Annotated in this window: 19 protein-coding genes; 3 read left to right on the forward strand and 16 right to left on the reverse strand. The window is 46.9% G+C overall.

What is annotated here, in order from left to right; translation table 11 throughout:
- Nucleotides 1-110 precede the first annotated feature (110 nt).
- From WMO65_RS14120 to WMO65_RS14130, 3 genes are read right to left on the reverse strand one after another with little or no spacing between them, the layout of a single operon-like run.
- On the reverse strand, nucleotides 111-1,364 hold the full coding sequence (locus WMO65_RS14120; RefSeq protein WP_033139706.1) for an ABC transporter permease: 1,254 nt from the start codon (nucleotides 1,362-1,364) through the stop codon (nucleotides 111-113).
- Nucleotides 1,365-1,381: 17 nt separating this feature from the next.
- Nucleotides 1,382-3,460 carry an efflux RND transporter periplasmic adaptor subunit gene (locus WMO65_RS14125; RefSeq protein ID WP_243128850.1) on the reverse strand — a complete coding sequence of 693 codons (2,079 nt, stop codon included), beginning with the start codon at nucleotides 3,458-3,460 and terminating at the stop codon, nucleotides 1,382-1,384.
- Nucleotides 3,461-3,474: 14 nt separating this feature from the next.
- Nucleotides 3,475-4,887 carry an efflux RND transporter periplasmic adaptor subunit gene (locus WMO65_RS14130; protein WP_148393440.1) on the reverse strand — a complete coding sequence of 471 codons (1,413 nt, stop codon included), beginning with the start codon at nucleotides 4,885-4,887 and terminating at the stop codon, nucleotides 3,475-3,477.
- Nucleotides 4,888-5,203: 316 nt separating this feature from the next.
- Here WMO65_RS14130 and WMO65_RS14135 point away from each other — a divergent pair, with 316 nt between their 5' ends.
- Nucleotides 5,204-5,536 carry a sporulation initiation factor Spo0A C-terminal domain-containing protein gene (locus WMO65_RS14135; protein WP_033139708.1) on the forward strand — a complete coding sequence of 111 codons (333 nt, stop codon included), beginning with the start codon at nucleotides 5,204-5,206 and terminating at the stop codon, nucleotides 5,534-5,536.
- Nucleotides 5,537-5,599: 63 nt separating this feature from the next.
- Here the strand turns inward: WMO65_RS14135 and WMO65_RS14140 are convergent, their stop codons facing one another.
- From WMO65_RS14140 to rbsK, 7 genes are all read right to left on the reverse strand, one after another.
- Nucleotides 5,600-6,607 carry an ADP-ribosylglycohydrolase family protein gene (locus tag WMO65_RS14140; RefSeq protein ID WP_103732868.1) on the reverse strand — a complete coding sequence of 336 codons (1,008 nt, stop codon included), beginning with the start codon at nucleotides 6,605-6,607 and terminating at the stop codon, nucleotides 5,600-5,602.
- 10 nt (nucleotides 6,608-6,617) lie between these two features.
- Nucleotides 6,618-7,541 carry a carbohydrate kinase family protein gene (locus WMO65_RS14145; RefSeq protein WP_148393441.1) on the reverse strand — a complete coding sequence of 308 codons (924 nt, stop codon included), beginning with the start codon at nucleotides 7,539-7,541 and terminating at the stop codon, nucleotides 6,618-6,620.
- 93 nt (nucleotides 7,542-7,634) lie between these two features.
- Nucleotides 7,635-9,773, reverse strand: a complete 2,139-nt coding sequence (locus WMO65_RS14150) for an ADP-ribosylglycohydrolase family protein (protein WP_148393442.1) — start codon at nucleotides 9,771-9,773, stop codon at nucleotides 7,635-7,637.
- A gap of 31 nt (nucleotides 9,774-9,804) precedes the next feature.
- Entirely contained in the window at nucleotides 9,805-10,653 is an 849-nt protein-coding gene (locus WMO65_RS14155; protein WP_052098977.1) for a carbohydrate ABC transporter permease, read from the reverse strand.
- Nucleotides 10,646-11,560, reverse strand: coding sequence for a carbohydrate ABC transporter permease (locus WMO65_RS14160; protein ID WP_052098979.1), 915 nt, complete (start codon nucleotides 11,558-11,560; stop codon nucleotides 10,646-10,648). Before WMO65_RS14160 ends, WMO65_RS14155 begins: the two co-directional genes overlap by 8 nt.
- A 114-nt stretch (nucleotides 11,561-11,674) precedes the next feature.
- Nucleotides 11,675-13,063 (reverse strand): ABC transporter substrate-binding protein, encoded by a 1,389-nt coding sequence (locus tag WMO65_RS14165; protein ID WP_033139711.1) that lies wholly within the window; start codon nucleotides 13,061-13,063, stop codon nucleotides 11,675-11,677.
- A 58-nt stretch (nucleotides 13,064-13,121) separates the two neighbouring features.
- Complete coding sequence (gene rbsK, locus WMO65_RS14170) at nucleotides 13,122-14,060, reverse strand: ribokinase (RefSeq protein ID WP_033139712.1); 939 nt, start codon at nucleotides 14,058-14,060, stop codon at nucleotides 13,122-13,124.
- 235 nt (nucleotides 14,061-14,295) lie between these two features.
- On the opposite strand from rbsK, the gene WMO65_RS14175 reads away from it, so the two are divergent.
- Nucleotides 14,296-16,197: a PfkB family carbohydrate kinase gene (locus WMO65_RS14175; RefSeq protein ID WP_148393443.1), complete on the forward strand. Its 1,902-nt coding sequence runs from the start codon at nucleotides 14,296-14,298 to the stop codon at nucleotides 16,195-16,197.
- 92 nt (nucleotides 16,198-16,289) lie between these two features.
- Nucleotides 16,290-17,396, forward strand: coding sequence for a hypothetical protein (locus tag WMO65_RS14180; RefSeq protein WP_148393444.1), 1,107 nt, complete (start codon nucleotides 16,290-16,292; stop codon nucleotides 17,394-17,396).
- Between the two features lie 72 nt (nucleotides 17,397-17,468).
- Here the strand turns inward: WMO65_RS14180 and WMO65_RS14185 are convergent, their stop codons facing one another.
- The 6 genes from WMO65_RS14185 to WMO65_RS14210 all read right to left on the reverse strand — a co-directional run bounded on the left by WMO65_RS14185 (nucleotide 17,469) and on the right by WMO65_RS14210 (nucleotide 24,066).
- The gene (locus WMO65_RS14185) at nucleotides 17,469-18,233 is read right to left on the reverse strand and encodes a sulfite exporter TauE/SafE family protein (protein ID WP_148393445.1); all 765 of its coding nucleotides are present in this window, start codon (nucleotides 18,231-18,233) and stop codon (nucleotides 17,469-17,471) included.
- Nucleotides 18,233-20,029 carry an aspartate--tRNA ligase gene (gene aspS / locus WMO65_RS14190; RefSeq protein ID WP_148393446.1) on the reverse strand — a complete coding sequence of 599 codons (1,797 nt, stop codon included), beginning with the start codon at nucleotides 20,027-20,029 and terminating at the stop codon, nucleotides 18,233-18,235. Before aspS ends, WMO65_RS14185 begins: the two co-directional genes overlap by 1 nt.
- Nucleotides 20,030-20,093: 64 nt before the next feature.
- Nucleotides 20,094-21,344: a histidine--tRNA ligase gene (gene hisS, locus WMO65_RS14195; protein ID WP_033139716.1), complete on the reverse strand. Its 1,251-nt coding sequence runs from the start codon at nucleotides 21,342-21,344 to the stop codon at nucleotides 20,094-20,096.
- Between the two features lie 17 nt (nucleotides 21,345-21,361).
- Nucleotides 21,362-21,904, reverse strand: coding sequence for an HD-GYP domain-containing protein (locus WMO65_RS14200; RefSeq protein ID WP_033139717.1), 543 nt, complete (start codon nucleotides 21,902-21,904; stop codon nucleotides 21,362-21,364).
- On the reverse strand, nucleotides 21,876-23,390 hold the full coding sequence (gene hemZ / locus WMO65_RS14205) for a coproporphyrinogen dehydrogenase HemZ (RefSeq protein WP_148393489.1): 1,515 nt from the start codon (nucleotides 23,388-23,390) through the stop codon (nucleotides 21,876-21,878). The genes WMO65_RS14200 and hemZ overlap by 29 nt, the downstream gene beginning before the upstream one ends.
- Before the next feature lie 43 nt (nucleotides 23,391-23,433).
- A complete protein-coding gene (locus WMO65_RS14210) occupies nucleotides 23,434-24,066 on the reverse strand; it encodes an MBL fold metallo-hydrolase (RefSeq protein ID WP_148393447.1) in 633 nt (210 codons plus the stop codon).
- Between the last annotated feature and the right edge of the window lies 1 nt (nucleotide 24,067).

The raw sequence follows: 24,067 nt of genomic DNA on the forward strand, positions 1-24,067 counted from the left end.
GTGGTGATTTGGACATAAAAATACCTCCTAAGTAGCTTTTGGTTATTTCCATTGTCTACTTAAGAGGTATCATATCAAAAGCTGCCGTTTTTTTATTTTATACATTCTTTTTACATTCTCCGCAGAGCTTCGATCGGACTTAGATTCGCTGCCTTTATAGATGGCAGCAGTCCGAATACCAGACCGATGATCATAGAAAATACTACTGCCGCCGCTGCAGCGGGAATGCTGATGACCATAGGCGTCTGGGAAATCTTCGAGATAACCTTTGACAGTATAAAACCTGCCGCCACACCCAGGACACCGCCTACACTGGTAAGCACTGCCGCTTCGGTCAAAAACTGGCCCAGGATTCTGCGCTTGTTGGCGCCTATGGCTTTTTTCAGGCCGATCTCACCGGTTCGTTCCGTGACAGACACCAGCATAATATTCATAACACCGATACCGCCTACCAGAAGTGAGATGCTGGCGATCCAGATAAGCTGCCGGTTCGTGTTCTCACTGATCTGCTGAAGGCCCTTTGCCTTCTCCATAATATCCTCTGCCTTGTATTTGATGGAATCGGAGGTGGATGTTATGGACGCGTTGAGTATTTCCGCTGTCTTCTTGCCCGCTTTGCTCATGGCCTCCGGACTGGCAGCCCGGATGACCGCCTGCTGCGGCTCGTCATACTGATAGACAATGGGCCAGGTGGAATCCGGCATAAGGATCATGCCGCTGTCATCGCTGTAGTATGTATAGTAATCCTCCATACTGTTAATGACCGGTTCGTACTCATCTGATTTTTTAATGATTCCCACAACCGTAAAAGGCTCTCCTTTTATCTCGACGGTTTTGCCGATCTCCTTTCCCTTTTCAAAGAAGTTGTTGGAGGCAGTTTCATCCAGCAGGATCACTTTACGGAAATTGTCAAAATCCTTTTTGGAAAATCCGCGCCCCCGGACGATCTGATATCCGCAGGTGTCCAGATAATCTTTATCCACTCCCAGCACTTTGCCGCCTTCCATGCTTTGATTCTGATAGTAAACGCTGTCTGCATACTGGCGCAGCCTGTAGAGTGACGCATTCTCCACATTGTCCAGATCCAGGATCTGCTGTTTCTGCTCCTCTGTGGCAACCGGCACTCCCTGGGGAATCCCCTGATACTCCATTTGATATATGTTGCTGCCCTCGTTTAAGGTGATGTCAACAACATTGTCGCCCTCACCGATCAGGTTCTTTTTTATCTGCTCACTGGTTCCCTTGATCGTAGAGACAATGGAAATCAGGGATGCGATTCCGATGATTATGCCCAGCATTGTGAGAAAAGAACGCATCTTGTGTGCCCAGAGTCCCTGGAAGGACAATCTAATATTTTCTACCATGTTTTATCCTCCCTCCTCTAGTACATGCCATATAGTTCTTCTATGGTTGCATGTCTTACTTTGACGCCTTCTTTTACCTTCTTGCCATATGGGAAAGCAATGTTGTCCTCCTCTGTGAGACCGCTTTTAATTTCCAGCATACTGCCGTAGAAATTTTTTCCCACCTGCACCGTCCGCTTTTCAAGCTGATGATCCTTGTTCTCCACGTAGACAAAATCCTTGCCGTCTTTATTCCGCACAAATTGCTTGCTGATGTAAAGACCTGCGGGATTCTCCGACTCTGCGGGAAGTTCCAGGCTGACACCCTCCATATTTTTAAGGCCGTCGCTGTTTTTGATATAGGCAGTAAAGGGGTAATATGATACCTCTCTGCCGTAACCGTACATATTGTTGGAGGACGGGAAATTGGATATCTCTTTTACTTCCGCCTCCACGGGAAGTCCTGATTCGTATGTGAATCCTGTCAGGACAGAACCCGGCTGAAGCTGCTGAAGCTGATACTCATCTGCCAGACCTTTCACATAGCTGCCCTCTGCGCTTTCCACAACAAGAAATGCCTCGCCGTCCACTTCCCCTTTGCTCGGGTCTCCGACCTTCTTCACAACGCCGTTCAGAATGGATTCTACGGTCTGGTTCTCCAGCTTTTTCTCAACATTCTGGATTTTCAGATTGCTGCCGCGAATGTCCAATTCTGCGGTTTTTATCTCTTTTTTCTTCTCTGTGATCGCTTTGTCCAGTTCATCTTTTGTATAGCCGTTTATGATATCATCCTGGGGAACCTCTTCCATAAAATCCCAGTCATCCGGGAACTCTTCCCCATCCGGATCACCGTCCGGCATCTCTTCATCCGGTGTTTTCGGTTCCTCCTCCGTATACGTTCCAAGGTGGGTGAGGTACCATTTCTGCGGTTCCACTTTCTCTGTTATTTTACTTCCGTCAAGGTACAGGGCTGCGATGAGAAATCCGTCTTTTTCGCCCTTGTCTCTGACTTCCAGGACACAGTATACCGGTTCTTTTTCTTTGGTGTCTGCATTTCCGTATCCTGCGATTTGGTTTAGAAAGGCACCCTGGATCTTCACATCTTTTTTGCAGAGATAGTAGTATGGGTCTTCCTTTGTGCCCGTTCCCTTGTAAGGAATGGCGTTTTCTATTTTCTGGCCCGGTATAGTCTCAAGGGTAATGTCTCCGTAAAGTTTATCATAAACCATGGACGGTACCGGCTTCTCCGGTTTATCCGGGTTGTCCGGTTTATCCGGATTATCTGGATCATCCGGGTTATCTGGATTCTCCGGGTTATCTGGATTCTCCGGTTTATCCGGGTTATCTGGTTTGTCCGGGTTATCTGGGTTGTCCGGGTTATCTGGGTTGTCCGGGTTATCTGGGTTGTCCGGGTTATCTGGGTTGTCCGGGTTATCTGGATTATCCGGGTTATCTGGGTTGTCCGGGTTGTCCGGGTTGTCTGGGTTGTCCGGGTTATCCGGATTACCTGCGTTATCCGGGTCACCGGATTCGGCGGCAGCTCTTGTATTTTGGGAAACTGCCATTTTACTGAATGCTGCATCCCATCGTCCGCCCATACCTGAGCCTGCATCTTTCATTCCCAGAGGCAGGATGCCTGCTTTGCTGCCTGCTCCCATGATGTTTCCGGTGGAACCTTCTTCATCGTCATCCTCTGATTTCTGGCTGTCAGGAATGATATCGGCATTTTTCAGTTTTTCCAGTTCTTTTTCCAGGCCCTTTTTCTTGACCAGAAGCTGCTCTTTATTGATTTTTTCCATCTCCAGGTCAATGTTGACCAGTGTCATGTCATACGAGAGAAGCGGCGTTCCTTCAACCACTTCCTGTCCTTCCTGTACATAAATCTGGTCCACCATCTGCTTTTCCATCAGATGAACCTCCTGTGTCACACTGGAGGTTATGGTTCCGTCTATACTGGTGCTCATACCCCAGATCTGCTGCTTCAGATCAGCTACGGGATAGACATCTACTTTCGTCTGGTCCATCTTCTTCACACCATACCAGATTCCTGTGCCGGCCAACGCTGCAGCTCCGACACAGATGACGGCAATGATGATTTTTTTATTTCTCGCCTTCATTTGCATCCTCCCCTCTACTGCGCCTCACCTTCCGGACTTGGGACTGCTGCCCCGTCTGCGCCTTTCGCACCGGCTTCACCTTCCGGGGCATTTCCTTCCATTTCCGCACTGCCGGCTTCACCTTCCGAAGCATTGCCTTCCATTTCGGCAGCACCTTCTTCCCCTTCAACAGGAAGTGTATCTGCTCCGTCTGCAGGCAGGCCATCCATACCTTCCGGCATTTCACCGTCCGCAGGCATTGATTCCGGATTACTCATGGGAATCTCTTCATGTGTTGTCTTCATTCCCTCTTTTAAGAACTCCTGCGGAAAAGCAATGTAATCACTTACCTTCAGGCCGCTTTTTATCTGATACTGGAAGAGATTTTCATCGTGTTCACCGAGGGTCACATCACGTTTTTCAAGCTTTCCATCCTTGTTTTCCACCCATACACAGGGCTGCTTGTCCGCGTCCATGATAAAGCCTTCGTCCAGCCATATACCCTCTTTTTCTTCCATTCCCGTGTCATTTTCAATATACACATGCTGACCCAGCATCAGGCCGTCAGAGGTGTCCAGGTTAATATAAAAAGGATAGGAGGAGGACATCATTTCACCGCTGTCGCTGCCGCCTCCGTACATCATATTATTGTTGTTTCCCTCTCTGTTTTCCGTATCCACCGCTGTGAACGTACCTGTCCATGTCTTGCTTTCATCAACTCTGGAACGGATGATTGCCTTTGCACCTTCCTGAACAGCGCCGATATTCTGTTCATTTACTTTTCCTTTTACCCTGTAAACACCGGTTGCAAGAATAGTCATAAATGCCTGTGAACTGCCGCTGTAAGGATCTGTCTCATTGCCCTCATTAATGCTTTTTACAACTCCCTGCATCTCACTGGTGACAGAAGAATTGGCAATCTTTTCATGTATCTGTGATATTTCCACTTCTTTGCTTTTCCGTTCATATTCGCTTTTCTTCAGGTCCATCTGTGCTGTCTGGATCTGGGTCGTGTAGGAAAACTGGTCATCCTCTGAGGCGGATTTCTTTTCTTTTTCCAACTGTGCGATCTGACTGCGCAGGTTCTCCATATCGGTGTCCGCCCGCTCCAGATCCAGCTGGGCCTGCTGCAGATCTGCTTCCAGTGTCTCCGTGTCATAGACAAAAAGGGCGGTTCCCACCTCCACTTCGCTTCCCACTTCCACCAGGATCTCTTTTACTTCCCGCTCTGCATTTTTCTGAATCTCCCATGTCTTCTGTGGTTCCACAACACCGGCCAGTCTCTGAACCTGGGAAGATGGATCCATGGAGGAGACACTGGTCACATAAGCCAGCTCTGTGCTCTTGTCCTCACCTTTTCCCCGCTGCTGCATATAAATTCCCGTACCGATCACGCCTGCCAGCAGCACAATGCCTGCTCCGATTAAAATCTTATTTCTTTTATTCATATATTTCCCCCTGTTTTTAAATTTAAAATTCACATACTATTTGTTTAAGAAGGCACTTTGAAGAAAACAACTTTACACAAAGTATAACAGATTTTAAAGATTCTGTCTTTTAACTTTTTATAACCTTTTGAAATCTTTATGTAATCTTTTGTGTTCTGATTTCGTATATAATATAACAGTCGTCTTTTTGTCGTAATTCGTCGAATTATTGCTTTATTTAACGGATTATGTCTATTTTTATCTAATCAGATATTTTTATGACTTTTTAAGTTATTCTTATTATTAATAAAATAATATATAACGAAGGGGGTATTTTATGAACGTGGAAAGTCTTGTTCACCGTCTTGGTATCTGCTCCATATATCGGGGCTATTCTTTCCTTATCTACGCAGTTGAACTGTCAGTCAGAAATGAAGAATATCTGCTCTACATAACAAAAGAATTGTATCCGGATGTGGCGAAACATTTCCATTCCACCAGCACAAGAATCGAACGGTCACTTCGTACGGTCATCACCACATGCTGGAACGAAGGAAACCGAGCGCTGCTGAATCATATCGCAGGGTATGAGCTGCAGCGAAAGCCTACCACGGGAGAATTTATTTCTATGCTTGCTTATTATGTGAGAAACCATAAAGACGAGGAGTAATCATTTCTCTTTACGCTGAAAGGGCATCTACAACGTATATGTAGGTGCCCTTTCCGTATCCTGTCAGCAGGGGGTATTTCCCAGCAGTTTTTCAGTCAGTTCTGTAAACGAAATTGCATTCGTTCTTTCTAAAAGTTCAATATCCTCCGTTTTAAAGCTTTCTGCTCCCTTATAGGCACCGCAGATACCACACGCCATAGCAGCAATGGTATCTGTATCACCGCCTATATTGGCCGCGTATTCGGCACACACTGCAGGGTCACCTTCAGACAAGTAAAATAAAGCTGCTGCTGCCGGTATACTCTCGGCAGATGAAATTCCCGTCCCCACATAGTCATAAATATCTTTAAGTGCCTTTTGGGGTTCCTGCTCTGTAAAATGTCTTGCCATTTTCATGCGGCAGGCTACAGACGGTGAACCAATGGAATTTCCATATGCACTGCCCTTTTCTGCCATTTCCGTCATATATTCATAAATTTTTGATAAATCTTTTTCTCCGTGGACAGCCGCCGCTGCTCCTGCCGCGATCGCACATGCTGCGCTTATGGCGCAGGAAGTAAAATGTGTGGGTCTGCACAATTCAATGACCTGGTGGAGCAAGTGGCAGGAATCCACCTCTTCTTTGCAGTTATACCCGGCAAGAAGACCTATTGGTACGATTTTCATGGCTGCGCCGTTGGTGGTCCCTGTACTTCCTGCTTCCTCCATCGGCGTTCCGGCCTCAATCAGTTCCAGAGCCTTTGCGGTACTGGGGCCTACAACTGCCGAACTTTTATCCGAGTGTTTCATCCAATACCTCAATTTTTTAATAAAAACCTGCGCGTCGACCCTGCCCCCGTTCTCACTGAGCATCTCTGTGACCAAAATACTGTTGATCGTGTCATCCGTCACCTCACCTTTTGCAAATCCGGCGGATATCCTGTTATCCGGATGTCCGGGAAGAAAGGTTTTGATATACCCGAGCTTTTTCTGTATCAATTCCCGGCTCCACATTTCTGCCGGCATTCCGAAAGCATCTCCGTAAGCGATCCCGATGAAGCCTCCCTTTACCTGGTCAAATTTTTCCCTCATCCACAGCACCTCATTTCCAGACAAACGTTTCAGCAGTTTTCAGATCCGGTGAAAAACGGGCCCCTATTCCGGTACACGTATACCCTGCGCACATGGTCGCAAATTTCATGGATTCCTCTATGGACATGCCATTCAGACAATGCTGATAGATAAACGAACCCATATACGAATCCCCGGCCCCGGTGGAATCCACAACTTCCAGATCACAGCTCTTGACCGTATACTTCCTGTCCTGCTCATCATATGCAACAGATCCTTCTTTTCCGAGGGTGAACAGTAAAGTACCCTTACAGTAATCACGGAGGTATCTCACGCACGCATCTAAGTCCGTCGTTCCTGTCAGCTCGTACAGGCCGCCGCGGCACGGTGCAAAAATATCAGTGAACTTAAGTGCTGATAATATCTCCTCTTTTGATACATGCAGTCCCTGCATGGTGCCAAGGCCTACCTGCATGTTAAAGACGGTCTTCACCCCGGCTTTCCTTGCTTTTTTAAGTCCTGTAATGGCAGGCTCTTTGGGCAGTAAATCTGTGTAGAAAACCTTTGCTGAAGAGACGGCCGAATAATCCAATTCATCACTTGTCAGGCTTTCAAAGGCATCCCCCATATTGAGCATAATAAATTTTCTGCCCTCATCATCAATGACAATATCTGTATGCAAGGTTATCTTTCCCGGTTTAACGATCATACTCTTGGTATCTACGTTCTCATCCCGGAGACTTTTCAGAACATCTTTTCCCAGCGCATCATCTCCCACAGCCCCCATATAGCCACATTTTGCTGAGAGCCTCGCAAGCTGTACGATCACGTTTGTGCCGCTTCCTCCGGGCTGCCTGTCATTACTTTTCACAATACAGAATCCATCCTCTGAAGGAAGGTTATCAACCTTCATCAAAACATCCATAGCCAATGTACCTAAACCATATACTTCCATACGCCTTCTCCTTTTGTAACTATTTCGCCAACAGAACCATTATCTTCTTTAAAAATCAGGCAGAACAAAATGTTCTGCCTGATCTGCCCCCTGTTAACAATCTGATATTACAATTTTTCTATATTTATCATGTGTTCCGTTCTGCATGGATACACCTACTGCTCCAAAAAGATAAGGTTTCTCTTCGTCTACAGCCTCCAGACAGCAGCCCTCTATTTCTGCGCTTATCTTGTTGCCGATGACCTGAACATCGATGCAGTATTCTTTCCCGCAGCCCCAGTCAAATGGAGTTTCTGCCAGAATACGGTATCCGTTATCATTTTTCAGGATTGCCGCTTTGCCGTCAGGAAGAAGTCCCACCGCATAAGAACGAATGGCTCCCTGCACTCTCACATTTACCATATGATGCTTTCCTGTCAGCGGTGTAAAGAAGAATTTTGCCCTGTAATCTCCCCAGTCATGTCTGCCGGTATATGCTTCTGCAAAATCTGAACAGGACAAATGCATTTCCCCGTCATTCAGATACATCAGGCCTTTTAATTTTGTAAACTGGCTGATCTCTTTATGCAGAACGGTCCACTGCTCTTCCGTTTCATTGGCAAAATCAATGGAATAGTCAGCTTTTCCATCCGCGTACAGGTCATCTATAAGCCCCACAAAATCAAACACCTGTGTATGGGTACCCTGCACATGGAAACATAAGCCAATCTCATCGATCAGGGCGCCTTCCAGGCTTGGAATGGTAAACTCCAGTTCTTTCCACTGGCCTTTGCAGAGATTTTCTCTGTTTCCCTCATAGATTTTATCTGCCCTGCTGTCTCTTACGTAGAGACTCACCAGTGCATCCTCACCATATTCGGGGATCATTGCACTTCCATGGATGATCTGTCCCGGATATACAAGCGGAGAGAAACACGGATCGTATCTGCTGTCATGAAAATCTGCAGGTCTGTAGTGTGTCTTTTTATAAACAAATACGTTTTCTCCCGGCTCAACGTGTTTTGCCACAAATTTCAGGGAACGTGATCCTGTATATGCAGATTCATCCGTATTGATCACCGTACATTCCCTGTCTTTTCTTGCCCGTTTATCCAGTCCATCCACCCGGACACGCATTGCGTGGGTAGATCCCGGATATTCAAAGTGGCAGCTGTCAATTCTCTTCTGCGTAATCGTATTCCAGGGTTCCGGCATCTTTTCTCCCGCCACAGCATATGCCAGTTTCGCTATATAAGAGGCACCATATGGGATATCCATAATATTCATGGAACCCATAACACTTGAGCAGGCCAGGAAATCATTGATCGGTTTTCTCCATTTTTCGTAGTTAATACCGTCCAGTCCGTTTCTCACGCCCATGATCGTCGCTACGTTGCCAACGTTGCAGTCTGTATCCCAGCCGCACATATTGCAGATATTCAGTGTGTCTGTAAAGTCACCTTCCCCGTATAACAGTGCCAGAATCATCACTGCGATATTGGGGATGATATGGCAGTTTCCGGGATATTTATCATAGCCGTAATTGTCAAATATGTACCGGAAGCAGGCCCTCCAGTCGCCGGGGTTTTCATCATAGTATACCATGACTGCCCGCACTACTTTTGCATACTCGCATTCTCTCGGAATATAAGAGAGACCTTTTTCAATGATTTTCCTGATGTCCTTCTCCACAAAAGCATAGCTTATACATACAGCAACAAAAATACCGCCGTAAATACCATTTCCGTCATGTGTCACACTGGCGGCCTCTTTCGCATATTTTGCTGCCAGATCCGGATTTCCCGGTGTCACAAGTCCCCAGGTATCAATGAAAATCTGTCCGCCTATCTGTTCTGCCGTTGTACTTCCGTTTTGTTCGATACTTCCGCTTCGCGGAGCCGGAATCCCGTTTCTCAGATTCAGATACGCTGTATGCTCAGTAGATATCCCATAACCGCCCCACCAGAAAAATCCGTGTTCAAACGGCGCATAATTCAGAAGGGCCTCTGCCACATCCTGTGCCTGCAGTTCGTAATCATGATGTCCGTCTTCCAGTGCCCTCAGGAAAAACAGCGGGCCGTTGCTGTCATCATCCGCAGCAAATTCGTGGTAATCTACAGGATAATGGTCTAATTCACCGTAGATGTTTTTAATCTTTTCATAGGTCCATCCCTCTACCGGGGCACCCAGGCGGATACCGATGATCTTGGCAAGCCATCCTGCATAAATACCTTCAATAAACTCTGTTTTCATACTCAACCTCCCATAGAGCAGTCTGTTAATATTAACCTTTTACACTTCCGCTGGTCATACCTTCTATAAATTTACGGCTGAAGAACAGATACAGAATAATAACCGGTGCAATGGTTATAACGCTGGCTGTATAAATTCGTGCCATATTGGAACCATATTCTCCCGTAAATTTAACAAAACGTGTTGCTACAAGTTTCAGCTCTTCTGATGTGATAAATGTGTTAGACCACAAAAATTCATTCCACACATTAACAAAAACTAAAATCGCAATTGTGAGAAACATGGGCTTAGCAATGGGCAGTGTCACTCTCAAAAAGCTGTTCAACTCATTACATCCGTCAATCTTGGCTGCCTCCTCCAGTTCACGGGGAATACCGGCAAGAAAGGTCCTCAGCAGCAGCATATTAAACGGAATCTGCATTGCAGTATACACGATCATCAAACTCCATCTGGTATCTACCAGGCCCAGTTTATTCATAACAAAGTAATCCGGGACAATATACAAAAATCCAGGAAGAGAGATTGCCACGAAAAAGTATGCTGTAAAAAAGCCTCTCATCTTAAACTCCAGTTTACTGATCGAATACGCTCCCAGACCAACCACAACAAGCACCACAACAATTACTACAAAGGCTGTGAGCAGACTGTTGAAATAAGCAGTGGCATATCCGCCTATCTGCCACGTCTCCTGAAAGTTGTTAAAAACCCATTCTTTCGGCAGACCCAGCGGCATTGATTTACATTCCCGGTCTGTACGGAATGCATTTATGAAAACCTGAAATAGCGGAACTGCTGCAAACAATGCCATGATAATTAAAAATACATATTTGATAAAAGATGAAATCTTATATTTTGCCCCGATTTTCACTCCACTATTCATCTTCCATCCCTCCTTTTTTACTGATGTATTTCTGAAGGAAGTACAAAATCACACATATACCACTCTGTATTACACAAAGAGCATTGGCATAACCTGCCCTGTATTTCACAAAGGCGTTTTTGTAAATATAGGTGGACATGATTTCTGTGGCATTAGCAGGTCCGCCGTTTGTCATAATATATACGTAATCAAAGGTCAAGAATGACCACATTATTGTCATAATCAATACAAATGCTATTGTCTGTTTGATTCCCGGAATCGAAACATGAATCAATTCCTGGAAACGGTTTGCTCCGTCAACTCTGGCTGCCTCATATAAAGTAGGGTCTACCTGCTGTAATGCGCCTAAGAAGAGAACCATTATGAATCCCCACCAATGCCAGTTGTCCACAAATGCCACAGCAAACAATGCAATTTTAGGATTTCCAAGCCAAAGTACCTTTGACAGCTCTGTCCAGCCGGCTTTGGCAAACACCTGATTAAATCCATAATATGGATTCATATAAGCAGTCCAGATTTTACCTGCCACTGCAGCGGATATAACATAAGGAATAAAGTAAATCGTTCTGAAAAACATCTGGGATCTGCGGAGCTGACTCACTATGATTGCAACGATAAATCCCAGGATCAAGGGAACTGTAATGAAAATAAGCAGCCACTGAATGTTATGTACTACGGATAGTTTTACTAACGGATCTTTAAAAATTTCCGAAAAGTTTTTAAATCCTATGAATTTTGCGTTTCCCATTCCATTCCAGTCAAACAAAGACATCACCAGTGTACTTAAAGCTGGTCCTGTAACAATGCATGCATGGATAATAAATGCGGGAAGTATAAATAGGTATGGTACCATATGTCTTTTTTTAACTGTATTCATCTCTCCACCACCTGTAAAGTCTTCTTTCATAAAAAATACCGTACAGCCAACACCTCCATGCAGTGCGTACCTCCTTACATGAAGATTGGCTGCACGGTATTTCCAAGTTACTTAATCACTTTTATGGTTACTGTTCCACTGCTATTACGGTAATACCGGAATCGTATTGTCAGCAATTGCGGTATCTATATACGTCTGCGCCTGGGCCAGATAATCATCCACGGTAAGTGAACCAAGGAATAATGCATCCGTATTCTCATTCATATAAACCCTCATCTCAGATGGGTAGAACGTCCAGGAACAATAACCGATCTGGTTGTTTTTCTGTGCATCCATAAGTAGTTTATACTGATCTAACAGTTTCTCATCCATTCCTTCCAGTTTGGCAATATCAAACTCTTTCAGCGGGTATGGCTGATATCCTGCCTCATTGATGGACTGATAATGTCTGTCAAGGGAGGTAAACAGATAATTCAACACTTCTGCAGCCAGATCCGGGTTTTTGGAGTTTGCATTGATGGAATAACCACCGCCTGTAGCAAATGGAAGAATCTCGCCAATGTCTTCTTTCTGAGGCATCATTTCGGAATCCCAGTTACAATCCGGATATGTAGCTATAAGCTGGTTAGAAGCCCATGTTCCGTCAATCATCATAGCTGCGCGTCCTTCTGCAAAGAAAGCGACCATATCTTCATTTGTGATAGACTGAGATGCTTTATCACCGAGCCATCCTTCCTGCCACCAGTCAACCATAGTCTGGATAGATTCTTTGATCGGTTCGTCTGTATATTTTCCGGTTCCTTCCATAGCAGCTTTCACAGCTTTCGGACCACCGTAACAGCTTGTGAATGTTGAATACAGCCAGTCTACAGCACCCTGATAGTTGGAGTTGCCAAAGGCGATGGGAATAATACCTTTTTCCTGTATTTTCTTCATCAGCTCTACCAGTTCGTCCTGTGTCTTCGGTACTTCCCAGCCATTCTCTTTCATAACATCCATGTTATAGTACATTACCATACCTTCAAAAGAAGTAGGAAGTGAATACAGCTTTTCATTATAGAAACAGCTGTTGTAAGCCCAGTCATAAAACATATCCTTCCAGCCGTATTGATCTGCATATTTGCCTAAATCAAGCACTCTGTCAGCCTTTGCAAATTCCGCAACATCGGTAGGACCGTCCAAATCCAGGATATCCGGTCCGCCGCCGCCGGCAACCTCTACCTGAAGGCTCTGCCTGTCGCTGTACATTTTTATCTCGATATCCACGTCAGGAAATGCTTCTTTTAAAGGTTCATCAATGTATTTCTCACGTACTGCAACCTGGTTGTCATCTGCCAGATAACAGGATATCACCAGCTTTTCTTTGTCTTTGCTGTCCTTGGCGTCCTTGTCATCATCGGTCTTTGCTGTGCTCTCTGTCTGTTTATCATCCTCTCCGGCTGCTTTGTCATCCCCCGACGAACCGCACGCTGCCATGGATACTGCCATTGCCCCCGTCAAACATAACGCTAAAAATTTCTTCATGTTTTTCATAACTTTCCTCCTTAGAATACATTATATTTTCTCTATTTTAATTTTGCTTCCCGCAAAATCAGAGACCCGCGTTACTCTTCCTTTTACTGAGTTCCTCCAGTTCTTCCCTGCCCGGAATGGAACTCTGTGCCCCCTTTCTGGTAACTGCCAGAGAGGATGCCATATTTGCGAATACGATCGCCTCATCAAAGCTCATTTCCTCTGCCAGACCGGTGACAAATGCGCCATTAAAGCAGTCCCCCGCCGCTGTTGTATCCACAGCGGTCACTTTTCTGGCCGGAAATAATTTTTCTTTCCTGTCATTGACAAATAATACGCCTTTGTCTCCCAGGGTAACCAGGATATTTTTCACACCTTTTTCAAGCAGAGCATGTGCACCGTTTCTGATGTTGTCCATGGTCATTTCCTGCTGTCCTGTCAGTTTTAACAATTCTGTCTCATTGGGGGTCAGGTAATCAATTTTCCCCCAAATATCTTCGGGCAGGCCATCCGGTGCCGGTGCCGGATTTAAGACCACGGTCTTTCCCAGCTCTTTTGCCCTTCTGATACCATAAAAAATGGTTTCATAGGGAATTTCCATCTGAAACATGACATAGTCACATTCTGCAAATAAAGCTTCATTTTGTTTTAAATACTCAACATCACAGGCTTCATTTGCACCGGAGATAACCACTATGCTGTTATCACCATCGTCATTTACATAGATAATTGCCGTACCCGTTGGCTTGCCTTCTATATTTCTGATATATGATGCATCCGTTCCGCTATTCGCAAGATTGTCTTTTAGTTTCTGTCCCAGGCTGTCATCTCCGACGCATCCGAGCATGGTTACTTTTCCGCCAAGTTTACCTGCTGCATATGCTTGATTCGCTCCTTTTCCTCCGGGTACATATGTAAGGTTTTTTCCAAGAACGGTCTCCCCTATCAACGGCATACGTTTCATTTCTATAACGATGTCCATATTCAAACTTCCGATAATCAGAATCCGTTTATCCAAGCTATTACCTCCATCAAATTTATTAAGAAAACCATTTCTTAAATTGTTTTCCTATGCATGTATTGTACAGCCCTCTCTGTGCACTGTCAATAGTTTTTCTATTTTTTGTGAAATAAAACTATTTAGGAAAAAGTTTTCTTATGCATATTGCACATATATGTGATGCATTTTCCATTGACAAATCCCTCTCTATCCTTCATAATTAGAGAAAATAATGGTAAAAGAGGGATCTCATATGACAATCAAAGAAATCGCCAGCCTGGCCGGTGTCTCTATTTCAACGGTTTCCAAAATCGTTAACAACAAAGACCAGAATATCAACCCTGAGACCCGCAGCCGGGTACTGAAAATTGTAAAAGAATACAACTACACACCTTACGGCATGGTAAAAAATATATCCAATGCGAAGCGCTTTCTGCTGGGCGTTCTGCTGCGCACTGCCTCACAGACCAACCTGATGCTGAACGGCATCCTGCAGGCCGCCCAGGAACAAGGATATAATGTACTGCTCCTGGACAGTCTGAACAGCGCGGATACAGAGTTAAAGCACATTACATCTCTGTGCAAAAACAATGTGGACGGTGTGATCTGGGAGCCGGTGGATGAGAACAGTCCCCAGCATGAGCATTACTTTGCCGAACAGAATATATCTGTCAGCTATATCAACGCTCCTTATACCCTGCCTGCCTACAATATAGATTTTGAAAAAATGGGATACGTCCTGACGCAGAAACTGCTGGAGTATAAACACAGCAAGATCGCTTGTCTCGTGAAGGAAAAAAGCAGGCGTTCCGGCATGGTGTTTGAGGGATTCAAGAAATGTCTCTTTGACAATCAGATCCCCTATCATAAAAAGATGAAGCTTTACATCTCTGACCCGGCCTGCTGCTCCAGGATACTGAGCCATGGTTTTTCAGGCATAGTCAGCTCGCATTTTGCCTCCTCCCTGATCCTGTACGAGCAGATGGATAAACTGCACTATTACGTGCCCTCGGACCTGTCCCTGGTGAGCTTAAAGGATGATGTGCGGGAAGCAATCTCTTTCCCTCATATATCCAGTATCAAAATCCCTTACCGGGAGTTCGGTTACTATGTGTGCAGGAATCTGATCCAGAAATGTGAGAAAAAAGAGACGGCAGAACCGGAATATACTTTTGTCTCACAGTGCGATTTCGACAACGAGGACAGCCTTGACATTCCTTCCTTCTTCCGCGGGAAGAAGATCGTAGTGGTTGGCAGTATCAACACGGATATCACCTTCAATGTTGACTGGCTTCCCCAGGCGGGAAAGACCACCACGATCTTGAGTTCCACCACCACACTGGGAGGCAAAGGAGCCAACCAGTCTGTTGGCGCTGCCAAGCTTGGAAGGGAAGTTTCTCTCATAGGGGAGATCGGCAATGACACGGATTCCACCTTTATTTTCGATATCCTGGAGAAAGAACAGGTGGCAACCCAGGGTGTGCACAGGGATATGAAGGCGCAGACCGGGAAGGCATATATCTATATTGAACGGGACGGCGAGGGAACCATCACGATCATGTCCGGAGCAAACGGCAATCTGAGCCCGGCAGACATACAGAAACGGCAGCATCTCTTTGAAAATGCCGGCTTCTGTCTGCTCTCCACTGAGATTCCCATTCAGACCGTTCTGGAGGCAGCGAAAACTGCCAGGAAATACGGGGCAAAAAATATTGTAAAGCCCGCTGCCCTGAAATCCATACCGGAACAGCTTCTGCAGAATACAGATATCTTTATCCCCAACCGTAAGGAAGCGGCCGCCCTGTGTCCCAAGTACAATACAGTGGAGGAACAGGCCGAATACTTTTACCAGAAAGGGATCAAGACAGTGATCATTACGCTTGGACATGAAGGCTGTTATCTGAAAACCGAGGATAACGCAAAGTATTTTCCGGCTGCGGATTTCATTTCCATTGATACCACCGGCGGTGCGGATGCTTTTATCTCAGCTCTGGCCTCTTTCCTGATCGAGGGGTATTCTCTGGAAAAGTCCATCCGGATCGCCACGTATGCTGCAGGTTTCTGTGTATCCAGGCAGGGCGTTGTTCCTGCCCTTGTGGACCACAACACCCTGGAAACCCATATCAAAAAACTGGAACCGGAACTTCTCAAATAGAAAATACAGGCACTTTTCTTAAAAAGTTGACTTTTTCGTCATTTCTGGTAAACTAAACGAATACGGTAACTTCCGCAAACAGGAGATGACACATGAAGATTCGACATAAGAAATGGCTGTATGCCGCGGTTTTCCTGACTTCTGCCCTGCTGCTTGCAGGATGCGAGAGCAAGGAGGAGCGCGCGGTCAAGGAGGCAGTTTCCGCGGAACTTGACCAGCTGAAAAGCCCGGATAAAAAGACCATTGAAAAATATCTCTCCGTCCATGAGCTTTTCCCTGACACAGACAACGGGGAGGAAAATGTGGACCCTGACATTGTCAAAATCTTTTCACGGTATTTTAAAGATTTCTCTTACACCATAGACAATGTCAAACTCAAAAATAAAAAGGCGGGCGCCACTGTCACCATCACCAACCTGGATGCCCATGCACTGGCAGAGGATTACACTGCCGCTGCGCTGAAAAAACGGATTACCTGCGACGCCAATCCCAGTCAGGTGGAATTTTCACTGAAGGATTCTTACCTGCTGCTCGGAGAGACGCTGAAAAAGAACGATTATAAACTGGTGGATACCACCTTTGACCTGACCCTCAGGCAAAAAGAAGAGACGTGGCATGTTGTTTATGACGAGAACCTGGACAATCAGATCACCGGCGGTTTTCTCTCCTACATGGCTGATTCCAATCTTCTGCCCCCTGAGGAAGTAGTCAAAATACACTTTGGCACCATCAAAGATTTTGACACGGAACAGCTTAACATCTATCTGTCCCTGGACAGCCTTCTGGATACGGATGACACATACAGCAGCTCCATTGCGCATGCCATGGCGGAACAGATCCGTGCCTGTTTTGATTTTAAGATCCTGGACGCAAAAAAGGATGAGCGCAACGCCCAGGTGAAAGTTCAGATCACCAGCAGTGATTTCAAAAGTATTGTGGCTTCTTACCAGGAACAGCTTTCCGGATGGCTGCAGACTTCCCAGGCCATGGCAGGAGGAGCCGAGGGGCGCCGTGAGAAGGAAAGACAGCTTCTTCTGGAAAGTATAGAGAAGAACAATGCCTCCACCACACGGGACGTGGACATTACTCTGGTCAATGACGGGACAAGCTGGAAGATGCAGATGGATGAAAATGTGGCACAGGCCATTCTCGGAGGCGTGGACAGCGCCCTGGCAGATGTGTCGGAGGATGTGGAATAGACGCACTTGTACAGACGAAAAACAGAACACGATAAATGCCCGGGCTTTAGCAAATCCAAAGCCGGGCATTTTTTATACAAAAAATCCAGATATAATTTTTATAAGCAGCAAAATAAGAACCGTGACCACAATGGGGCGAACAATCTTCGTCCCGTTTTTTATCACCATACCGGAACCGATGTAGTGCCCTGCGATGCTGAACACGGCTGCCGCAAGTCCCAGAGAGATCACGATCTTGCCGCTGGAGAAAAAGGCAGCAAGGGCTGCCAGATTGGAAGCCAGATTGACAAGCTTCGTATTGCCTGAGGCTGTGCGGATACCCATGCCCGCAAGACCCGTGTAGACAAGCAGCAGAAAAGTACCTGTCCCCGGCCCGTAGAAGCCGTCATATGTCCCTATGACCAAAGAGGCAGTGATAACAATGGCATATTTCTGTCCTTTTGCAAGCTGCCTCTTCTGTTTTGGCTCCATGCTTTTATTTTTCAGCACATAAAATGCCACTACAGGGAGCACCACGATCAGCATGAGCTTCAGCACCCTGTCACTGGCAGTCAGCGCCAGATTTGCTCCCGTAAAGGAGCCCAAAAGCGCTGCCAGAACAGACGGTACCGCCAGCGGTATATCCGCATATCCGTTTTTACAGTAGCGGGCCGTGGAGATGACCGTACCGGAGGCTGAGGACAGCTTATTGGTGGCAATGGCATTATGAATGGGAACTCCTGCAAAAAGATAAGCAGGCAGGGAGATCAATCCTCCCCCGCCTGCTATGGCATCTACAAAACTGGCTAAAAACACCAGCGGACATACGATCAGAAAGGAGACAGCACCTGGCTCCATTACTGCTCATCCTCCTGAACTTTCAGCGCGATCCCCAGTTCATCAAGCTGTTTTTCATCTACCGTGTTCGGTGCCTCGGACATCAGGCAGGAGGCATCCTTCACCTTCGGGAATGCGATAACTTCACGGATGGATTCCTCCTTAGCCATGAGCATGACCATACGGTCAAGGCCGTAAGCCAGTCCTGCGTGCGGCGGAACTCCGTATTTGAAGGCATCTAAAAGGAAACCGAACTGTTTATAAGCCTGCTCTTTTTCAAATCCCAGCGCTTCAAACATTTTTTCCTGCACATCGTTCTGATGGATACGCACGCTGCCTCCGCCAATCTCATTGCCGTTGAGTACAATATCATAGGCTTTTGCACGCACTGCACCCGGATCCGTATCCAGAAGCGGAATATCCTCCTCAAAAGGCATGGTGAACGGATGATGCATGGCTGTAAAACGGTTCTCTTCCTCTGACCACTCCAGAAGAGGGAACTCTGTGATCCACACAAAACGGTATTCCTCTTTATCAAACAACTCCATCTGACGCGCCAGTTCAAGACGCAGGGCACCCAATACATCCCATACAAGCTTCGTCTTGTCAGCGGCAAAGAGAAGCAGGTCGCCTGCCTCACCCTGCATGGCTTCTATGAGGGCCTTCATCTCCTCCTCTTTCATGAATTTGGCGAAGGAGGATTTTACACTGCCGTCCTCCTGGATGGCAATATAAGCCAGACCTTTGGCGCCGTATCCTTTGGCAAATTCCACCAGCTTGTCGATCTTCTTTCTCGGCATGCTGCCCTGTCCCTTGGCATTGATGCCGCGGACACTGCCGCCTGCCTCAAGGGCATTCTTGAACACAGCAAATTCACAGCCTTTTACCACCTCAGACACATCCGTAAGCTCCATGCCGAAACGCAGGTCCGGTTTGTCGGAGCCAAAGCGGTTCATAGCCTCTGTCCAGGTCATTCTCTGAATGGGAAGCTGCACTTCCACGCCCAGAACCTCTTTAAAGAGGAATGCCAGCATACGCTCATTGACATCAATGACATCATCCACATCCACAAAGGAGAGCTCCATATCAATCTGTGTAAATTCCGGCTGGCGGTCAGCGCGAAGGTCCTCATCGCGGAAGCACTTGGCAATCTGGAAATACCTGTCATACCCGGAGCACATCAGAAGCTGTTTAAAAATCTGGGGAGACTGAGGCAGTGCATAAAAGCTGCCCGGATGCACACGGCTGGGAACCAGGTAATCCCTTGCCCCCTCCGGAGTGCTCTTATTCAGGATTGGCGTCTCAATCTCCAGAAAACCTTCATTTGCCAGGAACTGGCGTACCAGCACAGCTACCCGGGACCGCATGATCAGGTTTCTCTGCAGGTCCGGTCTTCTAAGATCAAGATAACGGTATTTTAAGCGCACTTCCTCTCTTGTCTTGCTGTTCTCCTCAATGGGGAACGGAGGTGTCTCAGACTCGGACAGGATACGCAGGGCACCTGCCCGCACTTCTATCTCGCCTGTCTTCAGATTTTCATTCACAGCGCCGGATCGCGCCTCCACGCGTCCTGTCACAGCGATCACAAATTCGCTTCTCAGTCTTCCTGCTTTTTCAAAGCCTTCCTCATCAATATCGCCGTTTTCAAAGATGATCTGCATGATACCGGAACGGTCACGCAAATCCACGAAGACGATTCCGCCTTTGTTGCGGCTCTTCTGCACCCAGCCCATAAGGGTTACTGTGTTTCCGATCTCTGCTTTTGTCACTTCCGTACATCTATGGGTTCTTTTTAACCCGTTCATTGATTCTGCCATTGTGTCAGCTCTCCTTAATTCCTCATTTATGTTATTACAATGTAAGCCCGGTACCCAAAACCTGTCAGTCGTTGTATACCTCTTCGATGGTTTCATATCCCTCTGCCATAAGTTGTTCTTTCTGGAATTTTTTGTTCTTCTTCATGTATACAATATTCACATTTTTGCCGGATTTTCTCTCTTCCCCGGCCTTTTTCACTATCTCCACCAGTTTTTCGGAACTCAGCTTCTTATCCAGCAGGTATGCTTTCTTATCCATGCTGCCCGGTACCTGGAATCCTCTCTCCATGAGCAGCATTACAATACGCTCAAATCCAATGGAAAATCCGGTTGCCGGTGTGGGGGTTCCCGTAAATTTGCCGATCATCTCATCGTAGCGTCCGCCGCCGCCCACGCTGCCTGCGAAACCGTCGATGCAGATCTCAAAGATGGGTCCTGTATAGTAAGACATACCGCGCACCAGTGTGGGGTCAAAGACGATCCTGAAGTTGGCAGTCTTTGCCTCTGTCACACTCTCAATGATCGTGGACATATTGTCAGCCACATCCGGGTCCAGGAAGCCTTCCAGTTTTTCTTTGCAGTAGTTTACACCGTCAATGCCCTCTCCGATGGCGTCGAACAGAGCGATGTATTTTTCAATACCCTCTTTTGGGAATCCGGCCTCTTCCAGCTCTGCTGCAACGCCTTCCTTGCCAATCTTATCCATTTTATCCAGAATGATGAACACCTGGTCATAAGACTCCTCCGGGAATCCGCTGTAGGCAGCCATGGCTTTTAAGAAACGGCGGTCATTGATACGGATGGCAAAGCTCTCGAATTCCAGCCTGCCCACCAGTGTGGAAGTTGCCAGGATAACATCGATCTCAGCCAGATTGGTGGGATCACCCAAAATGTCAATATCACACTGCATAAACTGACGGAAACGTCCTCTCTGGGGCCTGTCCGCACGGAATACATTTCCCATCTGCAGAGCTTTGAAGGGGGACGGAAGCTCATTGGCGTTGTTGGAATAAAAACGGCTGAGCGGAACTGTCAGGTCATAGCGCAGACCGCTGTCAACCAGGTCATTCTCCTCTTTTGCCTCGTCGATTCTCAGTTTCTCTCCTCTTTTCAGAATACGGAAGATCAGTTTCTCATTGTCGCCGCCCTGTTTGCTGGTCAGGTTTTCAATGTGCTCCACACATGGTGTTTCCATGGATGTGAATCCAAACTCTTTGTAGGTTTCCTTGATCAGTCCGATCACATAATCACGGATTTCCATTTCTCTCGGCAGAATATCTTTCATTCCTGTAACTGGTTTTTTCTTTAACTGCATAATGTTCTCTCCTCTTCTCATTCATTTTCATGTATTGCTCTCTGAAATGCAAGAAAGACCTGCATGTCAAAATTCTTAACTTCATCAATCACCATCTTCATGGCCGTCTCGCTGGAAAAGGCGTCACGGTACGTCCGTTTTGAGGTGAGCGCTGCGTATACGTCACAGATTCTCAGGATTCTGGCTCCCATGGGTATCTTTTCCCCCGCCAGATTTTCCGGGTATCCGCTTCCGTCATAATTCTCATGATGATAGTAAATGCTGTCCAGAACAAACCGGGAATAGCCCCTGTCCTTCAGACTCTCATATCCCAGCTCCGGATGGCGCCTGACATATTTCATCTCCTCCACTACCATGGGATTCTCCTCCCCGGCAATGTAGTTGTAAAGCCGCAGCTTCCCGATATCGTGAAGCACTCCGGCCACTGCCAGTTCATGACAGGTTTCCTCGGAAAGGCCCATCTGCTTTCCCACACGGAAAGCCAGGTTACTCACCTGAATGCCATGCTCGATTTCTTTTTCCAGATTGAAACTAATCAGATGCTTCTGTGTATTTGCCATTTCCGCCATCCCCGCTCTTTATATTCAGATACGTTTCCAGCCCAATCCGTTTTCTGTCCATCATTTCATCAATTCTGGTGATATAATTTGTCACGTCTTTTACATTCTCAGCCCGTTCTATGCGCTCCCCGTTTTGGAACACAAACTTGGTGGAGGCTCCCGCCCCTGCCGCCAGAATGGACTGCTTCTCTTCCATGATCAGGATATTGTAGATGCCGGCTTTTCCCGGTTTTGCATATCCCACATTCTCCAGGTTACCTGACATATTCTTCTGTCTGTACAGATAGTAGGGACCCATGCCGCTCTCCCGGGCATAATCCATACACATATCCATGATCTCCTGGTTGTTTTCAAAGGTCATCTCTTCGTACTGCTCCCTGAACAGATGAAGCCTGGTGGCCCTCTTGACTGCCAGTGAATGTACGGTCAGGCTGTCCGGGTCCAGGGCCTTTACCTCCTCCAGTGTGTGCCTTACATCCTCTGCACATTCTCCGGGCAGGCCTACGATCAAATCCATATTGATATTATCAAATCCGCATTCCCTCGCCAGAGCGAAGGCGTGCCGCGTGTCCTCCACCGTGTGCTTCCGTCCTATGAGATCCAGTGTCTTCTGGTTCATGGTCTGGGGATTCACGGAAATCCTTGTGACCGGATGCCTTTTGATCGCCATAAGCTTCTCTCTGGTGATACTGTCCGGCCTTCCTGCCTCCACGGTATATTCCTTCACCTGTTCCACCGGAAAACATGCCTCAATATGGCCAAGCAGCCGCTCCAGTTGTTCCGGTTCCAAGGTGGTGGGAGTCCCGCCGCCGATATATATGGTGTCAAGGGTGCGCACCTTCATCGTCTCTCCAATGTAAGTCAGTTCCCTGCAGAGCGCATCCAGATATTCATCCACTTTATCTCTCCATCTCGCTAAAGGAGATGAGCTGAAAGAACAGTACAGGCAGATACTCGGACAGAAGGGAATTCCCACATAGAGGCTGTACCCGTTCCGGTAGTCAATATCTTTTAACAGGTCCCGTTCCCGGTTGGCTATGGTAACTGCCAGCGCGGTCTTGGCATTACTGGTGAAATACGTGCGGCGCATATAGTCCGCAGTCTCCGCATTGCTCATCCCCGACTCGATCAGCCCCATGGCGATCTTGGTGGGACGGATACCCGTCAGGTTGCCCCAGGGAAGGGTGATTCCCGTCTCCTGTACAAGACCTCTGTATAAAATCTGTTTCAGTATGTTCTTTCTCTCTTTTCTGTCCTGCCCTTTTTCAAAGCGGGCCGCTTCTCCGAATATAATTTCTCCATCCCTCTCCAGGGAGAGGTGCGTCTCCTCCTCCCCGTAGGTGATTCTCACCAGCAGGTCCCAGGCTTTGTCCTCCTGCCCCTCTTCTGTATAGAAGTTCTCCACTTCCTCCTGGGGATAGAAGGCCTTGACCAGGGTATAGGCATCATATTCAAAATCTCTTTTATTAAATGAAATGCCAATCATATAGGTTCCTCTTTCCTGAACGGTTGCCTCTTTCTTTCGTATTTTATAGATAGGGATTATATGATCGCTCATGATGGATGCTGGTCTCCTCCCCGTGTCCGGGGTAAATCTTCACATCCTCAGGTAAATGGTTGATGATCTTATTCAAACTCTCCTGCATCTTCGCAAAATTGCCGCCGGGCAGATCACATCTGCCGCAGTTTTCACAGAAAATGGTGTCCCCGCTCATGAGCACACCTTCGTCTTCGATATAATAACAGCAGGACCCCTCCGTGTGTCCGGGAGTCAGGTACATTTTTATCTGAAAACCCGCAAGTTCAAAAACATCCCCATCCTCCAGAAAGCAGTCCGCCTTCACAGTGCAATTGGTGCCCTCCCAGGATGCGGACAGATTTAACCGGGGGTCTGTGAGCATTTCTTCCTCCGCTCTCGCCGCATAGACAGGCACCTGCCACTTTTTCTGCAGCTCACTTACTGCCATAATATGGTCATAGTGTCCGTGGGTCAGGAGTATCCCTGCCGGTTTTCCCCCGATCCGGTCAATCGTACGGCAGATACGCTCCGCCTCAGCTGCGGGGTCAACCACAAGGGTCTCCCCGCTCTGTGTATTTTTCAGGAAATAGCAGTTGGTCATGACCGGACCAACCACAATTCCTCTCAGGTTCAGATTCTTCATA

Origin of the sequence: Blautia caccae (genome assembly GCF_040095955.1) — a bacterium.
GTDB lineage: Bacteria > Bacillota > Clostridia > Lachnospirales > Lachnospiraceae > Blautia > Blautia celeris.

Bases quoted from the DNA above. Each gene is read 5' to 3' on its own strand.
- WMO65_RS14120 (WP_033139706.1), bottom strand. From the start codon at position 1,364: ATGGTAGAAAATATTAGATTGTCCTTCCAGGGACTCTGGGCACACAAG.
- WMO65_RS14125 (WP_243128850.1), bottom strand. From the start codon at position 3,460: ATGAAGGCGAGAAATAAAAAAATCATCATTGCCGTCATCTGTGTCGGA.
- WMO65_RS14130 (WP_148393440.1), bottom strand. From the start codon at position 4,887: ATGAATAAAAGAAATAAGATTTTAATCGGAGCAGGCATTGTGCTGCTG.
- WMO65_RS14135 (WP_033139708.1), top strand. From the start codon at position 5,204: ATGAACGTGGAAAGTCTTGTTCACCGTCTTGGTATCTGCTCCATATAT.
- WMO65_RS14140 (WP_103732868.1), bottom strand. From the start codon at position 6,607: ATGAGGGAAAAATTTGACCAGGTAAAGGGAGGCTTCATCGGGATCGCT.
- WMO65_RS14145 (WP_148393441.1), bottom strand. From the start codon at position 7,541: ATGGAAGTATATGGTTTAGGTACATTGGCTATGGATGTTTTGATGAAG.
- WMO65_RS14150 (WP_148393442.1), bottom strand. From the start codon at position 9,773: ATGAAAACAGAGTTTATTGAAGGTATTTATGCAGGATGGCTTGCCAAG.
- WMO65_RS14155 (WP_052098977.1), bottom strand. From the start codon at position 10,653: ATGAATAGTGGAGTGAAAATCGGGGCAAAATATAAGATTTCATCTTTT.
- WMO65_RS14160 (WP_052098979.1), bottom strand. From the start codon at position 11,560: ATGAAAGAAGACTTTACAGGTGGTGGAGAGATGAATACAGTTAAAAAA.
- WMO65_RS14165 (WP_033139711.1), bottom strand. From the start codon at position 13,063: ATGAAAAACATGAAGAAATTTTTAGCGTTATGTTTGACGGGGGCAATG.
- WMO65_RS14175 (WP_148393443.1), top strand. From the start codon at position 14,296: ATGACAATCAAAGAAATCGCCAGCCTGGCCGGTGTCTCTATTTCAACG.
- WMO65_RS14180 (WP_148393444.1), top strand. From the start codon at position 16,290: ATGAAGATTCGACATAAGAAATGGCTGTATGCCGCGGTTTTCCTGACT.
- WMO65_RS14185 (WP_148393445.1), bottom strand. From the start codon at position 18,233: ATGGAGCCAGGTGCTGTCTCCTTTCTGATCGTATGTCCGCTGGTGTTT.
- aspS (WP_148393446.1), bottom strand. From the start codon at position 20,029: ATGGCAGAATCAATGAACGGGTTAAAAAGAACCCATAGATGTACGGAA.
- hisS (WP_033139716.1), bottom strand. From the start codon at position 21,344: ATGCAGTTAAAGAAAAAACCAGTTACAGGAATGAAAGATATTCTGCCG.
- WMO65_RS14200 (WP_033139717.1), bottom strand. From the start codon at position 21,904: ATGGCAAATACACAGAAGCATCTGATTAGTTTCAATCTGGAAAAAGAA.
- hemZ (WP_148393489.1), bottom strand. From the start codon at position 23,390: ATGATTGGCATTTCATTTAATAAAAGAGATTTTGAATATGATGCCTAT.
- WMO65_RS14210 (WP_148393447.1), bottom strand. From the start codon at position 24,066: ATGAAGAATCTGAACCTGAGAGGAATTGTGGTTGGTCCGGTCATGACC.